Source organism: Dendronalium sp. ChiSLP03b (assembly GCF_034531165.2).
In the GTDB taxonomy this organism is placed as follows: domain Bacteria; phylum Cyanobacteriota; class Cyanobacteriia; order Cyanobacteriales; family Nostocaceae; genus Dendronalium; species Dendronalium minutum.
Genome location: NZ_JAVRBR020000070.1, coordinates 45260 through 58980, shown reverse-complemented (window position 1 = coordinate 58980; position 13721 = coordinate 45260). Strand labels below are relative to the sequence as shown.

Annotated in this window: 11 protein-coding genes; 7 read left to right on the top strand and 4 right to left on the bottom strand. The window is 43.2% G+C overall.

Features of this window, described 5'->3' with window-relative positions; all coding sequences use genetic code 11:
* Window positions 1-2: 2 nt before the first annotated feature.
* The 3 genes from RMY31_RS18185 to RMY31_RS18175 all read right to left on the bottom strand — a co-directional run bounded on the left by RMY31_RS18185 (window position 3) and on the right by RMY31_RS18175 (window position 3870).
* Entirely contained in the window at window positions 3-1868 is a 1866-nt protein-coding gene (locus RMY31_RS18185) for a serine/threonine-protein kinase (RefSeq protein ID WP_322662892.1), read from the bottom strand.
* 199 nt (window positions 1869-2067) lie between these two features.
* Complete coding sequence (locus RMY31_RS18180) at window positions 2068-2562, bottom strand: hypothetical protein (protein ID WP_322662890.1); 495 nt, start codon at window positions 2560-2562, stop codon at window positions 2068-2070.
* Window positions 2563-2838: 276 nt separating this feature from the next.
* Window positions 2839-3870 (bottom strand): hypothetical protein, encoded by a 1032-nt coding sequence (locus tag RMY31_RS18175; protein WP_322662887.1) that lies wholly within the window; start codon window positions 3868-3870, stop codon window positions 2839-2841.
* Between the two features lie 415 nt (window positions 3871-4285).
* On the opposite strand from RMY31_RS18175, the gene RMY31_RS18170 reads away from it, so the two are divergent.
* Window positions 4286-5314, top strand: a complete 1029-nt coding sequence (locus tag RMY31_RS18170; RefSeq protein WP_322662946.1) for a lysophospholipid acyltransferase family protein — start codon at window positions 4286-4288, stop codon at window positions 5312-5314.
* 59 nt (window positions 5315-5373) lie between these two features.
* Here the strand turns inward: RMY31_RS18170 and rppA are convergent, their stop codons facing one another.
* Window positions 5374-6072, bottom strand: coding sequence for a two-component system response regulator RppA (gene rppA / locus RMY31_RS18165; RefSeq protein WP_322662944.1), 699 nt, complete (start codon window positions 6070-6072; stop codon window positions 5374-5376).
* A 75-nt stretch (window positions 6073-6147) separates the two neighbouring features.
* Between rppA and hisG the strand changes: the two genes are divergently transcribed.
* From hisG to RMY31_RS18135, 6 genes are all read left to right on the top strand, one after another.
* A complete protein-coding gene (gene hisG, locus RMY31_RS18160; RefSeq protein WP_322662884.1) occupies window positions 6148-6795 on the top strand; it encodes an ATP phosphoribosyltransferase in 648 nt (215 codons plus the stop codon).
* Window positions 6796-7159: 364 nt separating this feature from the next.
* A complete protein-coding gene (locus RMY31_RS18155; protein ID WP_409878071.1) occupies window positions 7160-7366 on the top strand; it encodes a hypothetical protein in 207 nt (68 codons plus the stop codon).
* Between the two features lie 224 nt (window positions 7367-7590).
* Window positions 7591-9504, top strand: coding sequence for a GAF domain-containing protein (locus tag RMY31_RS18150; RefSeq protein ID WP_322662879.1), 1914 nt, complete (start codon window positions 7591-7593; stop codon window positions 9502-9504).
* 216 nt (window positions 9505-9720) lie between these two features.
* The gene (locus RMY31_RS18145; protein WP_409878072.1) at window positions 9721-10146 is read left to right on the top strand and encodes a response regulator; all 426 of its coding nucleotides are present in this window, start codon (window positions 9721-9723) and stop codon (window positions 10144-10146) included.
* Window positions 10147-10151: 5 nt separating this feature from the next.
* The gene (locus RMY31_RS18140; RefSeq protein ID WP_322662875.1) at window positions 10152-12434 is read left to right on the top strand and encodes a response regulator; all 2283 of its coding nucleotides are present in this window, start codon (window positions 10152-10154) and stop codon (window positions 12432-12434) included.
* A gap of 400 nt (window positions 12435-12834) precedes the next feature.
* Window positions 12835-13473, top strand: coding sequence for a peroxiredoxin (locus RMY31_RS18135; protein ID WP_322662873.1), 639 nt, complete (start codon window positions 12835-12837; stop codon window positions 13471-13473).
* Window positions 13474-13721 lie beyond the last annotated feature (248 nt).

The following is a 13721-nucleotide window of genomic DNA, read 5'->3' as shown; positions in this document are numbered from 1 at the left end:
CTTCAATATCGCCAAATTTTGATTGCACCATCATTGCTACTACTGATAATGCTCCTGCCATCTCGACTAAAAGCGATCGCATGAATTAAATCTAAATGTCCAGTGAGTGTTTCAATTAGTTGTCCGTTGCTCATATCCCACAATTTGATGGTTTTGTCTCGACTACCACTAACCAGCAGATTATTTTGCGGGCTAATGGCAACAGCACTCACCCAGTCAGAATGCCCTGCTAGGGTACGAATCATTGTGCCGCTTTCTAGATGCCAGAGATGAATTGTTTTGTCTCGACTGCCACTAGCTAAAGTTTGACTATCTGGGCTAATGGCAACACTATAAACCCAGTCTAAATGTCCAGTAAAGGTGCGAATTAGTTTGCCGTTGAGTAGGTTCCAAACTTTAATTGTGTTGTCCCAACTACCACTAGTAAGTATCTGACCATCAGGGCTGATGGCTAGGGTATGAATTGAGTTAGAATGCCCAGTCAGATTGCGAATTAGTTGCCCAGTAGGCAAATTCCAGACTTTGATAGTGTTGTCACGACTACCACTGACTAAAGTTTGACCATCTGGACTAAGGGCGATCGCATTTACTCGATCGGAATGCCCTTTGAGTTTGCGAAGCTGTTTGCCACTAATCCAATCCCAGAGTTTGATAGATTTGTCCAAACTACCACTGATGATTGTCTGCCCATCGCGGCTAAAGGCTATGGAAGTATACCAAGTTGTCTCGCGTTTTAATAATCCGGATGGGGAAGTCAGGGTACTCTTGAGGTTGCCACTGTCGAGATGCCACAGCTTAATTGTATTGTCGTCGCTGCCACTGGCAATGGTTTGTCCGTCTGGACTAATGGCGATGGAACGCACAGAAGCCGCATGACCTGTAAGAGTGTGGATACATCGCCAACCTTGAATTTTAGGCGCTGTTTTCGGTGGTTTAGTTATAATTGTTGGCGGAACTTCAGCAGGTGAATTGATGCCATTGACATCTTGTAGCACTTGCTGAACTGATTGGTAGCGATCGCCTACTCGGTCTTTGAGTAGTTTATCTAAAATTGCTACTAGCTGGTTGCTGATGTTTATATTTGCACTCGACAGCTGTTCTTGCCATAACCAGCGAGACTCCCAGGCATTGTAGAGATTAGAAGGATGCATTCCCGTCATCAGATGCAAGCAAGTTGCACCCAATGAGTAGAGGTCGCTAGCTGGATAAGCTTCGCCAAAGCGCATTTGTTCATCTGGGGCATACCCTGGCGTACCAGCCATTGTACCCCGCGCTCCGCTGATGATTGTACCACTTGCTTGTTTAGAAACTCCAAAATCAATGAGTACAAAAGCGCGATCGCTTTGGCGACGCATAATATTTTCCGGCTTGATATCCCGATGAATCACTCCATGTTCGTGAACGAACTTCACCACTGGCAATAAATCAGCCAAAAGCTGCCAAATCTGGCTTTCGTTAAAGGTTCCGTGACGTTCTAATTCCTTTAATAAATTCTCCCCATCAACGAATTCTTGCACTAGATACAGCCGTTTGTCTTGTTCAAAATAAGCTTGGAGATTGGGAATGCGATCGTGCTTTCCTAGTTCGTATAGGCGAATTGCTTCTTGATTAAACAGTTCAATTGCCTTATTTAGCGCTTGCGAGTTTCCTTGAATTTCTGGCGATGGAGAAAATTGCTTAATTACGCAGACTTCATTTAATCTGTCTTTATCGACTGCACGATAGGTTTTGCCAAATCCACCCTCACCCAATTGACTAATCGCTTGATATCTTTGTCTTAGCAGTAGCTTTGTCCCGCAGTTGAGGCAAAAATTTCCATCAGCGGGATTTTGGGGTTTATAGCAATCGGGATTGAGGCAGTAGGTCATACTTTGGCAGGTAATTAGCAGGAGTATTATGAAGCCTCTATTAAGTCACTAAACATAGCGACAATTTGATAATACCTTATTGAATCCACTATTTTTATATAGCAATTTTAAATCATTGGTGAAATTATTTATTTCCTTTTACTTTGCGTTCTTTGTGATTCGTTAAACTAAAGTATTTTTCACAAATCAAATGGTATTGCTATATCTCACCTTCACTTAAAAAACCAATGATTATCAATAACCATAGAACTACACCGAATATAATCCACGAGATTTCCCTGCCTGTAAAAGATTCATTGATAGGCAAATGTTGTTGTTGCTGTCCCCAGTAATAATTAAGTGCTTTCACAACAGTTAATAAGGGAATAAAACTAAAAAATGATATTAGCCACCATGGTTCTGGTAATTTTGTCAGGACTACAAATATCCAATAAAAAAATGTCACCTGAAAAGGTGAAGCTTTAACTCTGTATCCTTGTTCTTCGGCTAGAGCAAAAACTTTTTGGCATAAACTGTACAAATAAAAAGGCAAAAACCAAGACCGAAACCAAGGTCTAATGTTTAAATGCTCGCGTTCTTTAATAAATTGCCATTGCTTATGTGCCCATGGCAGTTGATAAATTCCCCAAGTAAAAATATATAAAGTGCAAAACTTCCAAATAGGCATTACATGAGAGAATTTAGTCTGATTCATATTTTTATGTAATCCATATTTAGAATATCTTTTAGAAGTTTATTTTCGTAAAGATTTATATACTTTTGTTGACCTTTTGCGCCTCTGTTACCCTTCACAAGCTCGGTTTTAACATCAGTGTTTAACCGGATATGTTATGAGAAAATTATGGCATACAAGGTAATGCGATCGGTACGCATAAACAACAACAAAATTATGAAGAATTCACAAACTTTTGAATCCTACAACAGTGCAGATAATGACTTGCTGCCTTAAGGATCGCCAAGCGAAGCCTCTCTAATTAGTCTCCTGGATTTGCAAGCGGACAGTATGCTCGGTAGTGCCACTTAGTTGCAGTTCCATGACTTCGCCACCAAGGGGTTCTATACAAGTAAGGAGCGATCGCAAATTCGGCGTACTTGCACCGGTATCCACGTACAACCGATCTGCTAAATTACCGATGCGTTTCCAAGTCATGTATAACTTGGCAATTGTTTGTTCTATTTGGGAAGCTTGATTTACCAAGTCAGCAGCTACACTCAAACAGCCAATTCTTTGTGCTTCTTCTAATGCTGTTTCGATATCAATATCTTCCTGGGCTAAGGCTTGGACTTGAGCGGCAGATTTGAGATACTTTCCTAATTGACGTGCCTCGGTAGTTACTTGTTTGAGGGTATCAACGTCAGGATTAGCGGCAATTTCTTTTTGGATAAATTTTTGATGCGATTCTGGCAGTTTCTCCATTTCCTTCACCAAGGGGGCGATGTAGCGCGGCGGAAGGGTGTTATCTGCTGCTTTGAGCTTCACTGGTTCGGGTAGCAACTCCGAGGACATAGCCGTCCATTCGTCGGTGAGTTGACGCACTTCCCGCCTGGTGATGCGATCGCCTTTTTGTGCAGCTTCACTCACCATCTGTTGTACTTCTGGGACAGCTTTGGAGGTTTCGACAAATGCTCGTTTACTAAAGTTATTCACCGCACTCGGTTCGAGTTTGCCTTCTTCTAAAAGGGTATCAGCACTATTAGCTAGTTGAATCCAAGCATACGCCTGACTTTTACTGATTTCCCGTTCTTTGAGCCATCTGAGAAAACCGGTACCCCGTCCGTCGCCACCCATTTTCTCCCTATCGCGGATAGCACGTAAAATTCGCCCCCGCCAAATTTCAGTTTGCAGGTCGAAGCGATCGCACACTTGCCAAGCTACATCAAGCTGCTGTTGAAAATCTGACTCTGGAATCTGTTCATCTTCTGGATCTGGCAGTTCAAATGCGAGGTCGGCTGGCTGTTGCAGAGCCGCAGCAAGGTCGTTGATAGAATCGGTATCTGGCACGATTGATGGCTTAGTGTATGCGACCGGCTTATTATGCCACAATCTGAGTACTTCGGTGGAGAGATAAGTTCCTTTTTTGCCGATCTATGTAGGCGTAGCCTTTGTAAGGCTAGATGAGCATTGTTTCTGTACAGGGTAGGATGCCAAGAGTAAAATTATCAAGCTAGGATATACGCTGAACTATATTTTGGGAGCATCCCACTTTTTTGCATGTCATTGCGAGCGAAGCGTTCGCTGAAAGCGTTCTCGCAGAGTAGCAATCGCCAAATCCTCAAACTACGAGCGAGTCCATGCGATTGCTTCGTCGTTCCTCCTCTCTACGAGACGCTACGCGAACGCAATGAAAGCTATTCTCTCATTAAAAAATAAAAACTGGGATGCACCCCTATGTTTTTGCCTAATCTGCACCGCTGTTGTGATTAATCAACACTCCGAAAACCTCCTGAACACACGACTAGAAAAAGCATCAGATGCAGGCTATAAATTTAGCTGGTTTGATTGGTTTTGCCTTTGGTATCCTCCTGGTTGGCTGATTTTATTTAATCGCCACTGGCAGCATTATCACACCGATCCAGATGGTTGGAATTGGCTGGAATACATATTATTTTTGCTTCCGTGCGGATTTTATTTAGCGCTACTCAGTCGATGGTTGCGTTTGGGTTGTCGTTCGCCACGAACAGAAATTGGTGAATTTAATCCCAAATATCAAGAAGCTTTTCGTCAAGAAATTTTAGCTCCTATCGTTAAATATTATTTTCAAGGAGAACTGCAACAACTTGAGAACTTGCCACAAACAGGGTCAATGATTGTGGCAATGAATCATGCAGGGATGTGTTTTCCTTGGGACTTTATCACTTTGGGTTATGTGTTAAGTGAAGAACGAAGATGGACAGTGCAACCCTTAGCAAGTCCAGTATTATTTGAGCATCCTTGGATGATTTGGTGGTTGCCACCTAAATGGTCGCAAGTTTTAGGTGGTGTGCGAGCAGAGTTAGGCAATTTTGAAGCAGCCATTGCCCAAGGTAAAACTATTTTATACGCACCAGAAGGTTTACGCGGCCCCTTAAAAGGGTGGAGTCAACGCTATCATCTGCAAAAGTTCGATGTCAGCTTTATGCAGTTAAGCGATCGCTACCATATTCCCATTCTTCCAGTACTCTGCATCGGTAGTGAATCTTTACATCCTTGGACTGTTAATCTCAAAAAATTGCAACGACTATTCAAGTTACCATTCTTACCCATATCGCCTTTGATGATTGCCTTGATTCTATTTCCTTCAATGGGAGTTTGGGCAATGAAAACTCGCCTACGTTACTTTATCCAGCCTTTAAAAAAGGATATTAATTCAGCAAAAGACCGTACAGCAGTCTATCAACAAGCGCAAAAATTTCGAGAAGAATTGCAAACTCAAATTAATCAATTGTTGAATACTATAAAAACATAAGGCAATGAGTATAAAAGAAGACTCAAGACAAACGTTATCCTGTATATCTTAATTACGAATTAGTATGGTTCTACTGACGCAGCACCAAAGCGATAGCCTTTGCCATAAACAGTGTGAATCAGTGTAGTTTCTTTACCCACCTCAATCTTACGACGCAGCAGGCGAATTAATGCGGCGATGACATTACTATTCGGTTGTTCGCCATCTTGCCACAGACTTTGCAAAATCTGGGCGTGAGTCAAAAGCTGTCCGGGGTTTTCCATAAAGTATTGCAGCAGTTGGCTTTCCTTTTGGGATAGTTCAATCATCCGTCCTTGGCGATAGGCTATTTGGTTTTCGCAATCGAGTTCTAAATCAGCTACAGTCAACCTTCCAGTTGTAATTTCATAGCTTTGAGAACCAGAACGCCGCAATAAAGCACGAACTCTAGCTAGCAATTCCCGCAATTCAAAGGGTTTGACTAAATAGTCATCTGCGCCAGCATCTAAACCTTCTACACGGTCATCTAAAGTATCTTTAGCCGTAAGGAACAGAACGGGAGTAGTTTTGCCTTGGCGGCGTAATTGCTGACAAATCTCCAACCCCGTTTTTCCTGGCAGCATCCAATCTAAAATCAGTAGGTCATAACTGCCTGCTTGTACGAGTTCATTGCCACTTGTCCCATCATAAGCGGCATCCACAGTGTAGCCCTCACGAGTTAATAAGCGACTCAAAGGGCCAGTTAGTTCAACTTCATCATCAACTAATAAAATTCTCATACTGCTTATGGTAAGCATATAGAGATATTCTCAATATAATGAATCGCCCAGTCGCCAAGGACACTGAGAAAAAGAATGCTAACTGTTGCATTGCCAAAAGGGGAACTACTCAAACATAGCATCCGCCTGCTGCAAGCTGTGGGATTAGATTTTAGTGCTTTTTTAGATTCGGGAACTCGTCAACTTCAAATTCCTGATGCTAGCGGACAAGCAAAAGCACTACTAGTAAGGGCACAAGATGTCCCCGTTTATGTAGAGTATGGTCAGGCACAGCTGGGTATTGTTGGTTATGATGTACTGCGAGAAAAACAGCCCCAAGTTGCACACTTGGTTGATTTGCAGTTCGGGTATTGTCGCATGTCGGTGGCTGTCAAAGCATCGAGTCCTTACAAATCACCTTTAGATTTGCCGCCTCATGGTCGGGTTGCTTCCAAGTATGTGAATTGCGCTCGTGAATATTTCCAAAATTTAGATCTACCGATTGAAATAGTACCGCTGTATGGTTCAGTAGAACTCGGCCCAATTACAGGGATGTCAGAGGCGATTGTAGATTTAGTTTCCACGGGGCGGACGTTGCGGGAAAATGGTCTGATTGAAATTGCTACTTTATACGAAAGTACGGCACGGTTGATTGCCCATCCCTTAAATTATCGGCTGAATACAGGTAATCTCAGTGATTTAATTAGCAAGTTCCGGGAGTCAGCTTTGGCAAAGGTATATTGAAAGGGACTAAGGACTGGTGAGCCAGTGCGGTCTTGGGGGTTTCCATGCCACTTCCTACCCTGCGGGAAGGCGTTCCGCCTACAACGGGGGGAACCCCCCTTCGGGTTCGCAGTTCCTTCAAGTCGGCGAAGCCGCCCAACGGACTGCTCACCGCAACGGAGTGGCTCCCCATGAGCGACTGGCGAACCTGAAGGGGGATTAGGTATTCGGTATTGGGGACTGAGTATTAGGGATTGGGTATTCGGTATTAGGAAAACTTTTTCCCAGTCATCATTCATCAGTTAGCAATATCAATTGATGCCAGAACATAGATTTTGATTCTAATCCACCATTTGCCGTCAACGAATACGACAACATAGCGCAAATGGCCATACCAGGTTATGAAGCAATGCACACAATAGTATTGGCTGTTTTGCGATCGCGTCTGCCAGAAAAAGCTAATGTGTTGGTTGTGGATGCTGGTACAGGTGCGGAATTAGTCAAGTTGGGCACAAGCAATTTAGAGTGGCAAATGCTAGGTGTAGATCCGTCTAGTAATATGCTAGCGATCGCCCAAGAAAAAATATCGTAACTTTGGCTAATTAACTTGTCTACACTAGAATTGTTCCAGAGGTAAAAGTTTGGGACAAATGCTTTTCCTGTTTTGCATATAGCTTTTTAATCAAAATCTAAAAAAACTTCCCTGAAAAGCCACAAGCAAAGGGATGATTAATTAATCTAAAAAAAGACTAAGCCAGTTATTGAGCATTCAAAATACTTACTAAGCCTTGTTTTGCGACTTTTTAATAAAAATTGATGAAAGCTGGATTTAATAGTTATAACGAGGCGGAGAGACTTGCAGCTCTCCGCGAGTACCAGATTCTGGACACTGAACCCGAAGAAGCTTATGATAATCTTGCTCGGTTAGCTGCTTTTATTTGTGGTACTTCCATAGCATTAGTAAATTTAATTGCCGAAGACCGTCAGTGGTTTAAGGCAAAACTAGGTTTGGAAGTCTCGGAAATGCCCCGTAATGTAGGGTTATCTTACCTGTGTCTAGAGCGACGAGATATTGTAGTGGTTCCAGATACGCTAGCTGATGAAAAGTTAGCGGCAAATCCGGTAGTAACTGATTATCCCCATGTGCGTTTTTATGCAGGGGTACCCCTGATTACTCCCAAAGGAGATATTGTCGGAACTCTGTGTGTAATCGATCAAACTCCACGAGAACTCAACCAAAAACAAATGGACGCACTTCAGGCTTTAAGCCGCCAAGTGATTAGCCAAATGGAGTTAAGACGTAATTTAGCAGAAGTGTCCCGCTTTGCCGAGGAACTCAAACAAACAGAAACGGAATTAAAACGACAACATCTGCGATCGCAATTATTTTCAGAAATCACCCTGAAAATTCGTGAGTCTTTACAATTGCCGGAAATTCTGCAAACTACAGTTACTGAAGTACAAAAACTACTGCAAGCCGACCGAGTTTTGATTTTTCGGCTTCACGCTGATGGTTCGGGAACAGTGGTACAAGAGGCGGTGCTTCCTGGTTGGCCTGTGGTGTTGGGAAAAAACATTCTCGACCCCTGCTTTAAGGAAAGCTACATAGAGAAATATCGCCAAGGAAGGGTAAGTGCAATTGTAGACATTGAACATGCCAATATCCAAGCCTGCCATCGGGAATTTCTCCAGCAATTTGGTGTCAAAGCTAACCTTGTAGTGCCAATTCTCATCAGAGATGGTATTTGGGGCTTGCTGGTTGCCCATCAATGTGCTGCACCTAGACACTGGAGCAGCTTTGAATTGGAGTTATTGCAACAGTTAGCAAATCAGATTGGTATTGCCCTTTCGCAAGCGCAAATGCTGGAGCAAGAAACCCGCCAAAGACAGGAACTTCTTCGTTCTAATGCTGAATTAGAACAGTTTGCCTATGTAGCTTCCCATGATTTGCAAGAACCGTTGCGGATGGTGACGAGTTATTTACAGCTGCTAGAGCGAAAATATAAGACTCAGCTAGATAGCAACGCCGAACAGTTTATTAACTATGCTGTAGATGGCGCACGCCGGATGCAAACCCTAATCAACGATTTATTGAACTATTCTCGTGTTAGTACTCGTGGACAGCCCTTTGAACAAGTTGATTGTCAAGTTATTTTCGATCGGGCGATCGCAAATCTTAAAGTCGCCATTGAAGAATGTGGTGGAGCAATCACCCACGATCCTTTACCTGTACTCAGAGCCGATCCTACGCAACTGGCACAGGTATTGCAAAATCTTATTGGCAATGCTATCAAATTCCGCGGGCAACAGCCACCAAAAATTCATGTTGGGGCAGTGAGGAAAGGTGGGGAAGCAGGGGAAGCAGGGGGAGCAGGGGAGGAACTTCTAACGCAGCACGGGCTAAACGCCCCACTACCGCTAACAGCACTCAGCACTCAACACTCAGAATGGCTATTTTCAGTACGCGATAATGGAATTGGCTTAGAAGCACAGTATGCTGAACGCATTTTTGTGATTTTTCAACGCCTACATGGAAGAAGTCAGTACCCAGGTACTGGAATTGGTTTGGCAATTTGTAAGAAGATTATAGAGCGACATGGTGGTTGTATCTGGGTTGAATCAGAACCGGGTCAAGGCTCGACTTTCTACTTCACAATTCCAGATCGAGCAGAGCAAAGTGCTACCTTTCTGGAAGCCACTGCCCCGTTTACAAGGGGCAGTGGGTATTAGAAAAGAAGCAAAAAGCAGAAGGTGAGACAGCGCGGTCTTGGGGGTTTCCCCCACGAGCGACTGCGTTAGCGAGCATACGATCGTCACCCTAAGGGCAGAAGGCAGAAGGCTGGAGTTATTTTCTTTGTCCCCGCATCTCCCCATGCTTCCCCTGCTCCCCCTGCCTATTAAGAATCCCCAGTCCGATCAACAATCGTGAATAACACATCAACGATTATGCCTATAGAGGTTTTGTTAGTAGAAGACAATCCTGGCGATGCCCAACTCACAAGGATCGCCTTGGAAGATAGCAAAATCTCAGTTAACCTCAATGTGGTTGAAGATGGCGTAGAAGCAATGGCATTTTTGCGTAAACAAGAAAAATATGCTAAGGTTCCGCACCCAGATATTGTACTGCTCGATTTAAATTTACCGAGAAAAGATGGGCGGGAAGTACTGGCAGAAATCAAAACCGATGTTTCTCTCAAACGAATTCCTGTGGTTGTTCTGACTACTTCCCAAGCAGAAGAAGATATTCTCAAAGCATATAACTTGGCTGCTAATTGCTATATAACTAAGCCTGTTGACTTCGATCAGTTCGTTAAAATTGTACAATCCATAGAACATTTCTGGTTTGCGATCGTAAAACTGCCACCGGAGTGATGGCAATGGCAGGTCAACTTATTAAAGTCTTATTAGTTGAAGATAACCCTGGCGATGTCTTTTTATTGCAAGAGTTTTTAAAGGAAGTAACTACAGCTAGGGTAGAGTTACAGCCAGTTGAGCGGCTTAGCGAGGCACTCGACTGTTTAGTTAATGACAGCTTCGATGTGATGCTATTAGACCTCTCCCTGCCTGACAGTCAGGGAATGGAAACGTTTGTCAGAGCAACACATCAAGCAAAAGCAACTCCCATCATCGTCTTGACTGGCCTAGATGATGAAACCTTGGCACTGCGGGCAATGCAGGAAGGAGCGCAAGATTATTTAGTCAAAGGACAAGTGACTGGCGACTTGCTAGTGCGTTCCATGCGTTATGCAATCGAGCGTCAACGGGTGGAAGATGCACTACGACAGAGCGAGGAGCGATTTCGGGTTGCGCTCAAAAACTCACCAATTTTCGTTTTCAACCAGGACAAGGAGTTACGTTATACCTGGGTTTATAATCCCATTTCTGGGTGGACAGTTGAGGAAATGTTGGGCAAACATGATTTCGATCTCATCCTAGCGAAAGATGCCCAACGTCTCACTGCTATCAAACACAGTGTACTAACCAGCGGTATCGGTACTAGAGAGGAAGTATCTATCACTACTCCCCAAGGAATTCGCTATTACGATTTGACTGTTGAGCCATTACGCAATGAGTTACAAGAAATTGTCGGTATAACCTGTGCCAGCATAGATATTAGCGAACGGCAAGCCGCCCTGCGCGATCGCCTGCTGGCTGAAGAAAAAATCCGCGAACAAGCGGCATTATTAGATGTCACCACTGATGCAATTTGCGTGCGCGATTTAGAAAATAAAATTCTATTTTGGAATAAAGGTGCAGAAAATCTCTATGGCTGGAAGGCTCACGAGGCTTGGGGGAAAAATGTCGCTGAATTATTATTTAATGAACCTTCTGCGGAAATCGAAGCAGCTTTGTTAAATGTCGTCGCTAAGGGTAAGTGGGAGGGCGAGTTAAATAAAACTACTAAAAGTGGTAGGGAAGTTTTAGTTTCTAGCCGTTGGAGTTTGGTATGCGACGCATGGGGAAAGCCGAAATCAATTCTCAGTGTCGATACAGATATTACTGAGAAGAAACAATTAGAAGCCCAATTATTTCGTGCCCAACGCCTGGAAAGTATTGGTACTTTGGCTAGCGGTATCGCTCATGACCTCAACAATATCCTGACACCGATTTTGGCAGGAGCGCAACTCCTACCACTGAAATTTCCTGATGCTGATGAGCGGACTCTGCATCTATTGGAGATTCTAGAAATTAATGCTAAACGCGGAGCCGATTTAGTCAAGCAGGTGCTGTCGTTTGCACGGGGTGTGGAAGGCAAGCACATCACTTTGCAGATTAGACACCTCATCGTAGAAGTTGCCAAGATTCTCAAAGAGACATTTCCAAAATCTATCGAAGTTTGTATCGATGTCTCAAATGAATTGTGGATGGTTTCTGGAGATAGCACCCAACTCCATCAAGTACTGATGAACTTATGCGTTAACGCCCGCGATGCCATGCCCAATGGTGGTAAATTAACTATTTCTGCCCAAAATCTGTTTATTGATGAAAATTATGCGCGGATGAACCTGGAAGCCAATGTGGGGCCATATGTGGTAATGACTGTCTCAGATACGGGAGTTGGCATTTCAGGGGAAATCTTAGATAGAATTTTTGAGCCATTCTTCACTACTAAACCAGTAGGACAAGGCACAGGATTAGGACTTTCTACCGTAATTGGTATTATCAAAAGCCACGGTGGTTTTGTAGATGTATGTAGCGAGATAGGAAGCGGCACTCACTTTAAGGTGTACTTACCAGCGGTGGGAGGAACGGAAATACTCAACGCAGAAGAGTTAACACCGTTCACAGGAAATGGAGAATTGATTTTAGTTGTGGATGATGAACCTGCAATCCAAGATATTACTAAAACATCGCTGGAGACTCACCAATACCAAACTCTGATTGCTAGTGACGGGATTGAGGCGATCGCACTATATGCCAAACACGCAGACAAAATCAGTGCTGTACTGATAGATTTAATGCTACCCTCTTTAGATGGCTTAACAGCTATTCGTACTTTGAAAAAAATTAACCCCCAGGTAAAAATTGTTGCTACTAGTGGACTGTTGTCCAGGAACAAGCTAGAGGCGCTTGATAATGCTGGTGTCGCTACCTTTTTATCAAAACCCTACACTATCAATGAATTATTGCTGGCTTTACAGAAAGTACTTAACTACTGAAGTTTAGACCTGGAGTTTAAGTAGGTCGGCGCGAATATTTATTATTAAGGCAAGGCAGAGGGCAGAGGGCAGATGGCAGAAGGGAAGAGGGTTTTAGTTAACTTTACTTTTCGTTACATAATTCTATTTATTTGCGCCTTTCTACTTAGTGGGTCATGAACATGCAGTTCAGCACAACAGTTAAAATCTCTGGCTGAATTTAGTTCTGTGCAACTGCGCTCAGTTGATTTTCTGCGATCGCTCAAGGTTTTTTATTCTTCTGTCAGGTAGTAATCCCTCTGCAAACGCTGACAACTTAAAATTTTGTTTCAAACAGCTAATGCCCGATTGGGTAATCGGTGTTTTATGTCATGATGGCAAAATAGAAGACACATGCCTTTGTAACTACAGGGAATCTCTCATGGCTCTCCGTCTTGGTGATACAGTACCCAACTTTACGCAAGCCTCTACACACGGCGACATAAATTTTTACGAATGGGCAGGTGACAGCTGGGTAGTGCTGTTTTCCCACCCTGCTGACTTTACACCTGTTTGCACGACAGAATTAGGCACAGTTGCCAAACTGAAACCAGAATTTGACAAACGCAATGTCAAAGCGATCGCTCTTAGCGTTGACGATGTAGAATCTCACAATGGATGGGTGGGAGACATCGAAGAAACTCAAAGCACTACTCTCAACTACCCAATTTTGGCAGATGCAGATCGCAAGGTTTCTGACCTTTACGATATGATTCATCCTAATGCCAACGCAGCTGTAACAGTGCGATCGGTTTTCGTTATTGACCCCAATAAGAAACTTCGTCTCTCTTTCACCTACCCACCTAGCACTGGACGCAACTTTGATGAACTTTTGCGGGTGATTGACTCTCTGCAACTGACTGATAATTACAGCGTAGCAACACCCGCCGACTGGAAAGACGGAGACGATTGCGTAATCGTCCCCTCTCTGAAAGATCCAGAAGTACTAAAAGAGAAGTTTCCCAAAGGCTACCAGGAAGTCAAGCCTTATTTGCGGCTAACTCCTCAGCCTAACAAGTAATAGCGATTCCTAATTCGTAATGAAAGGGCACAACGTCTTGTGTCCCTACTTCTGAAGAATTGGTAAAATCTAGAGACGTAGAGGCGTAAAATTATACCTAGCACCTTTGCGTCTTTATTCTTATGAATATTATTTATATTTAATCTAATGATAATTAGAAAATTAACAAAGTATGATGCAGAAGATTATAGATAGATTAAATAAGAAGAGCTAAATTCTTATTTAAAAGTTTTAATTACGAGTTACGA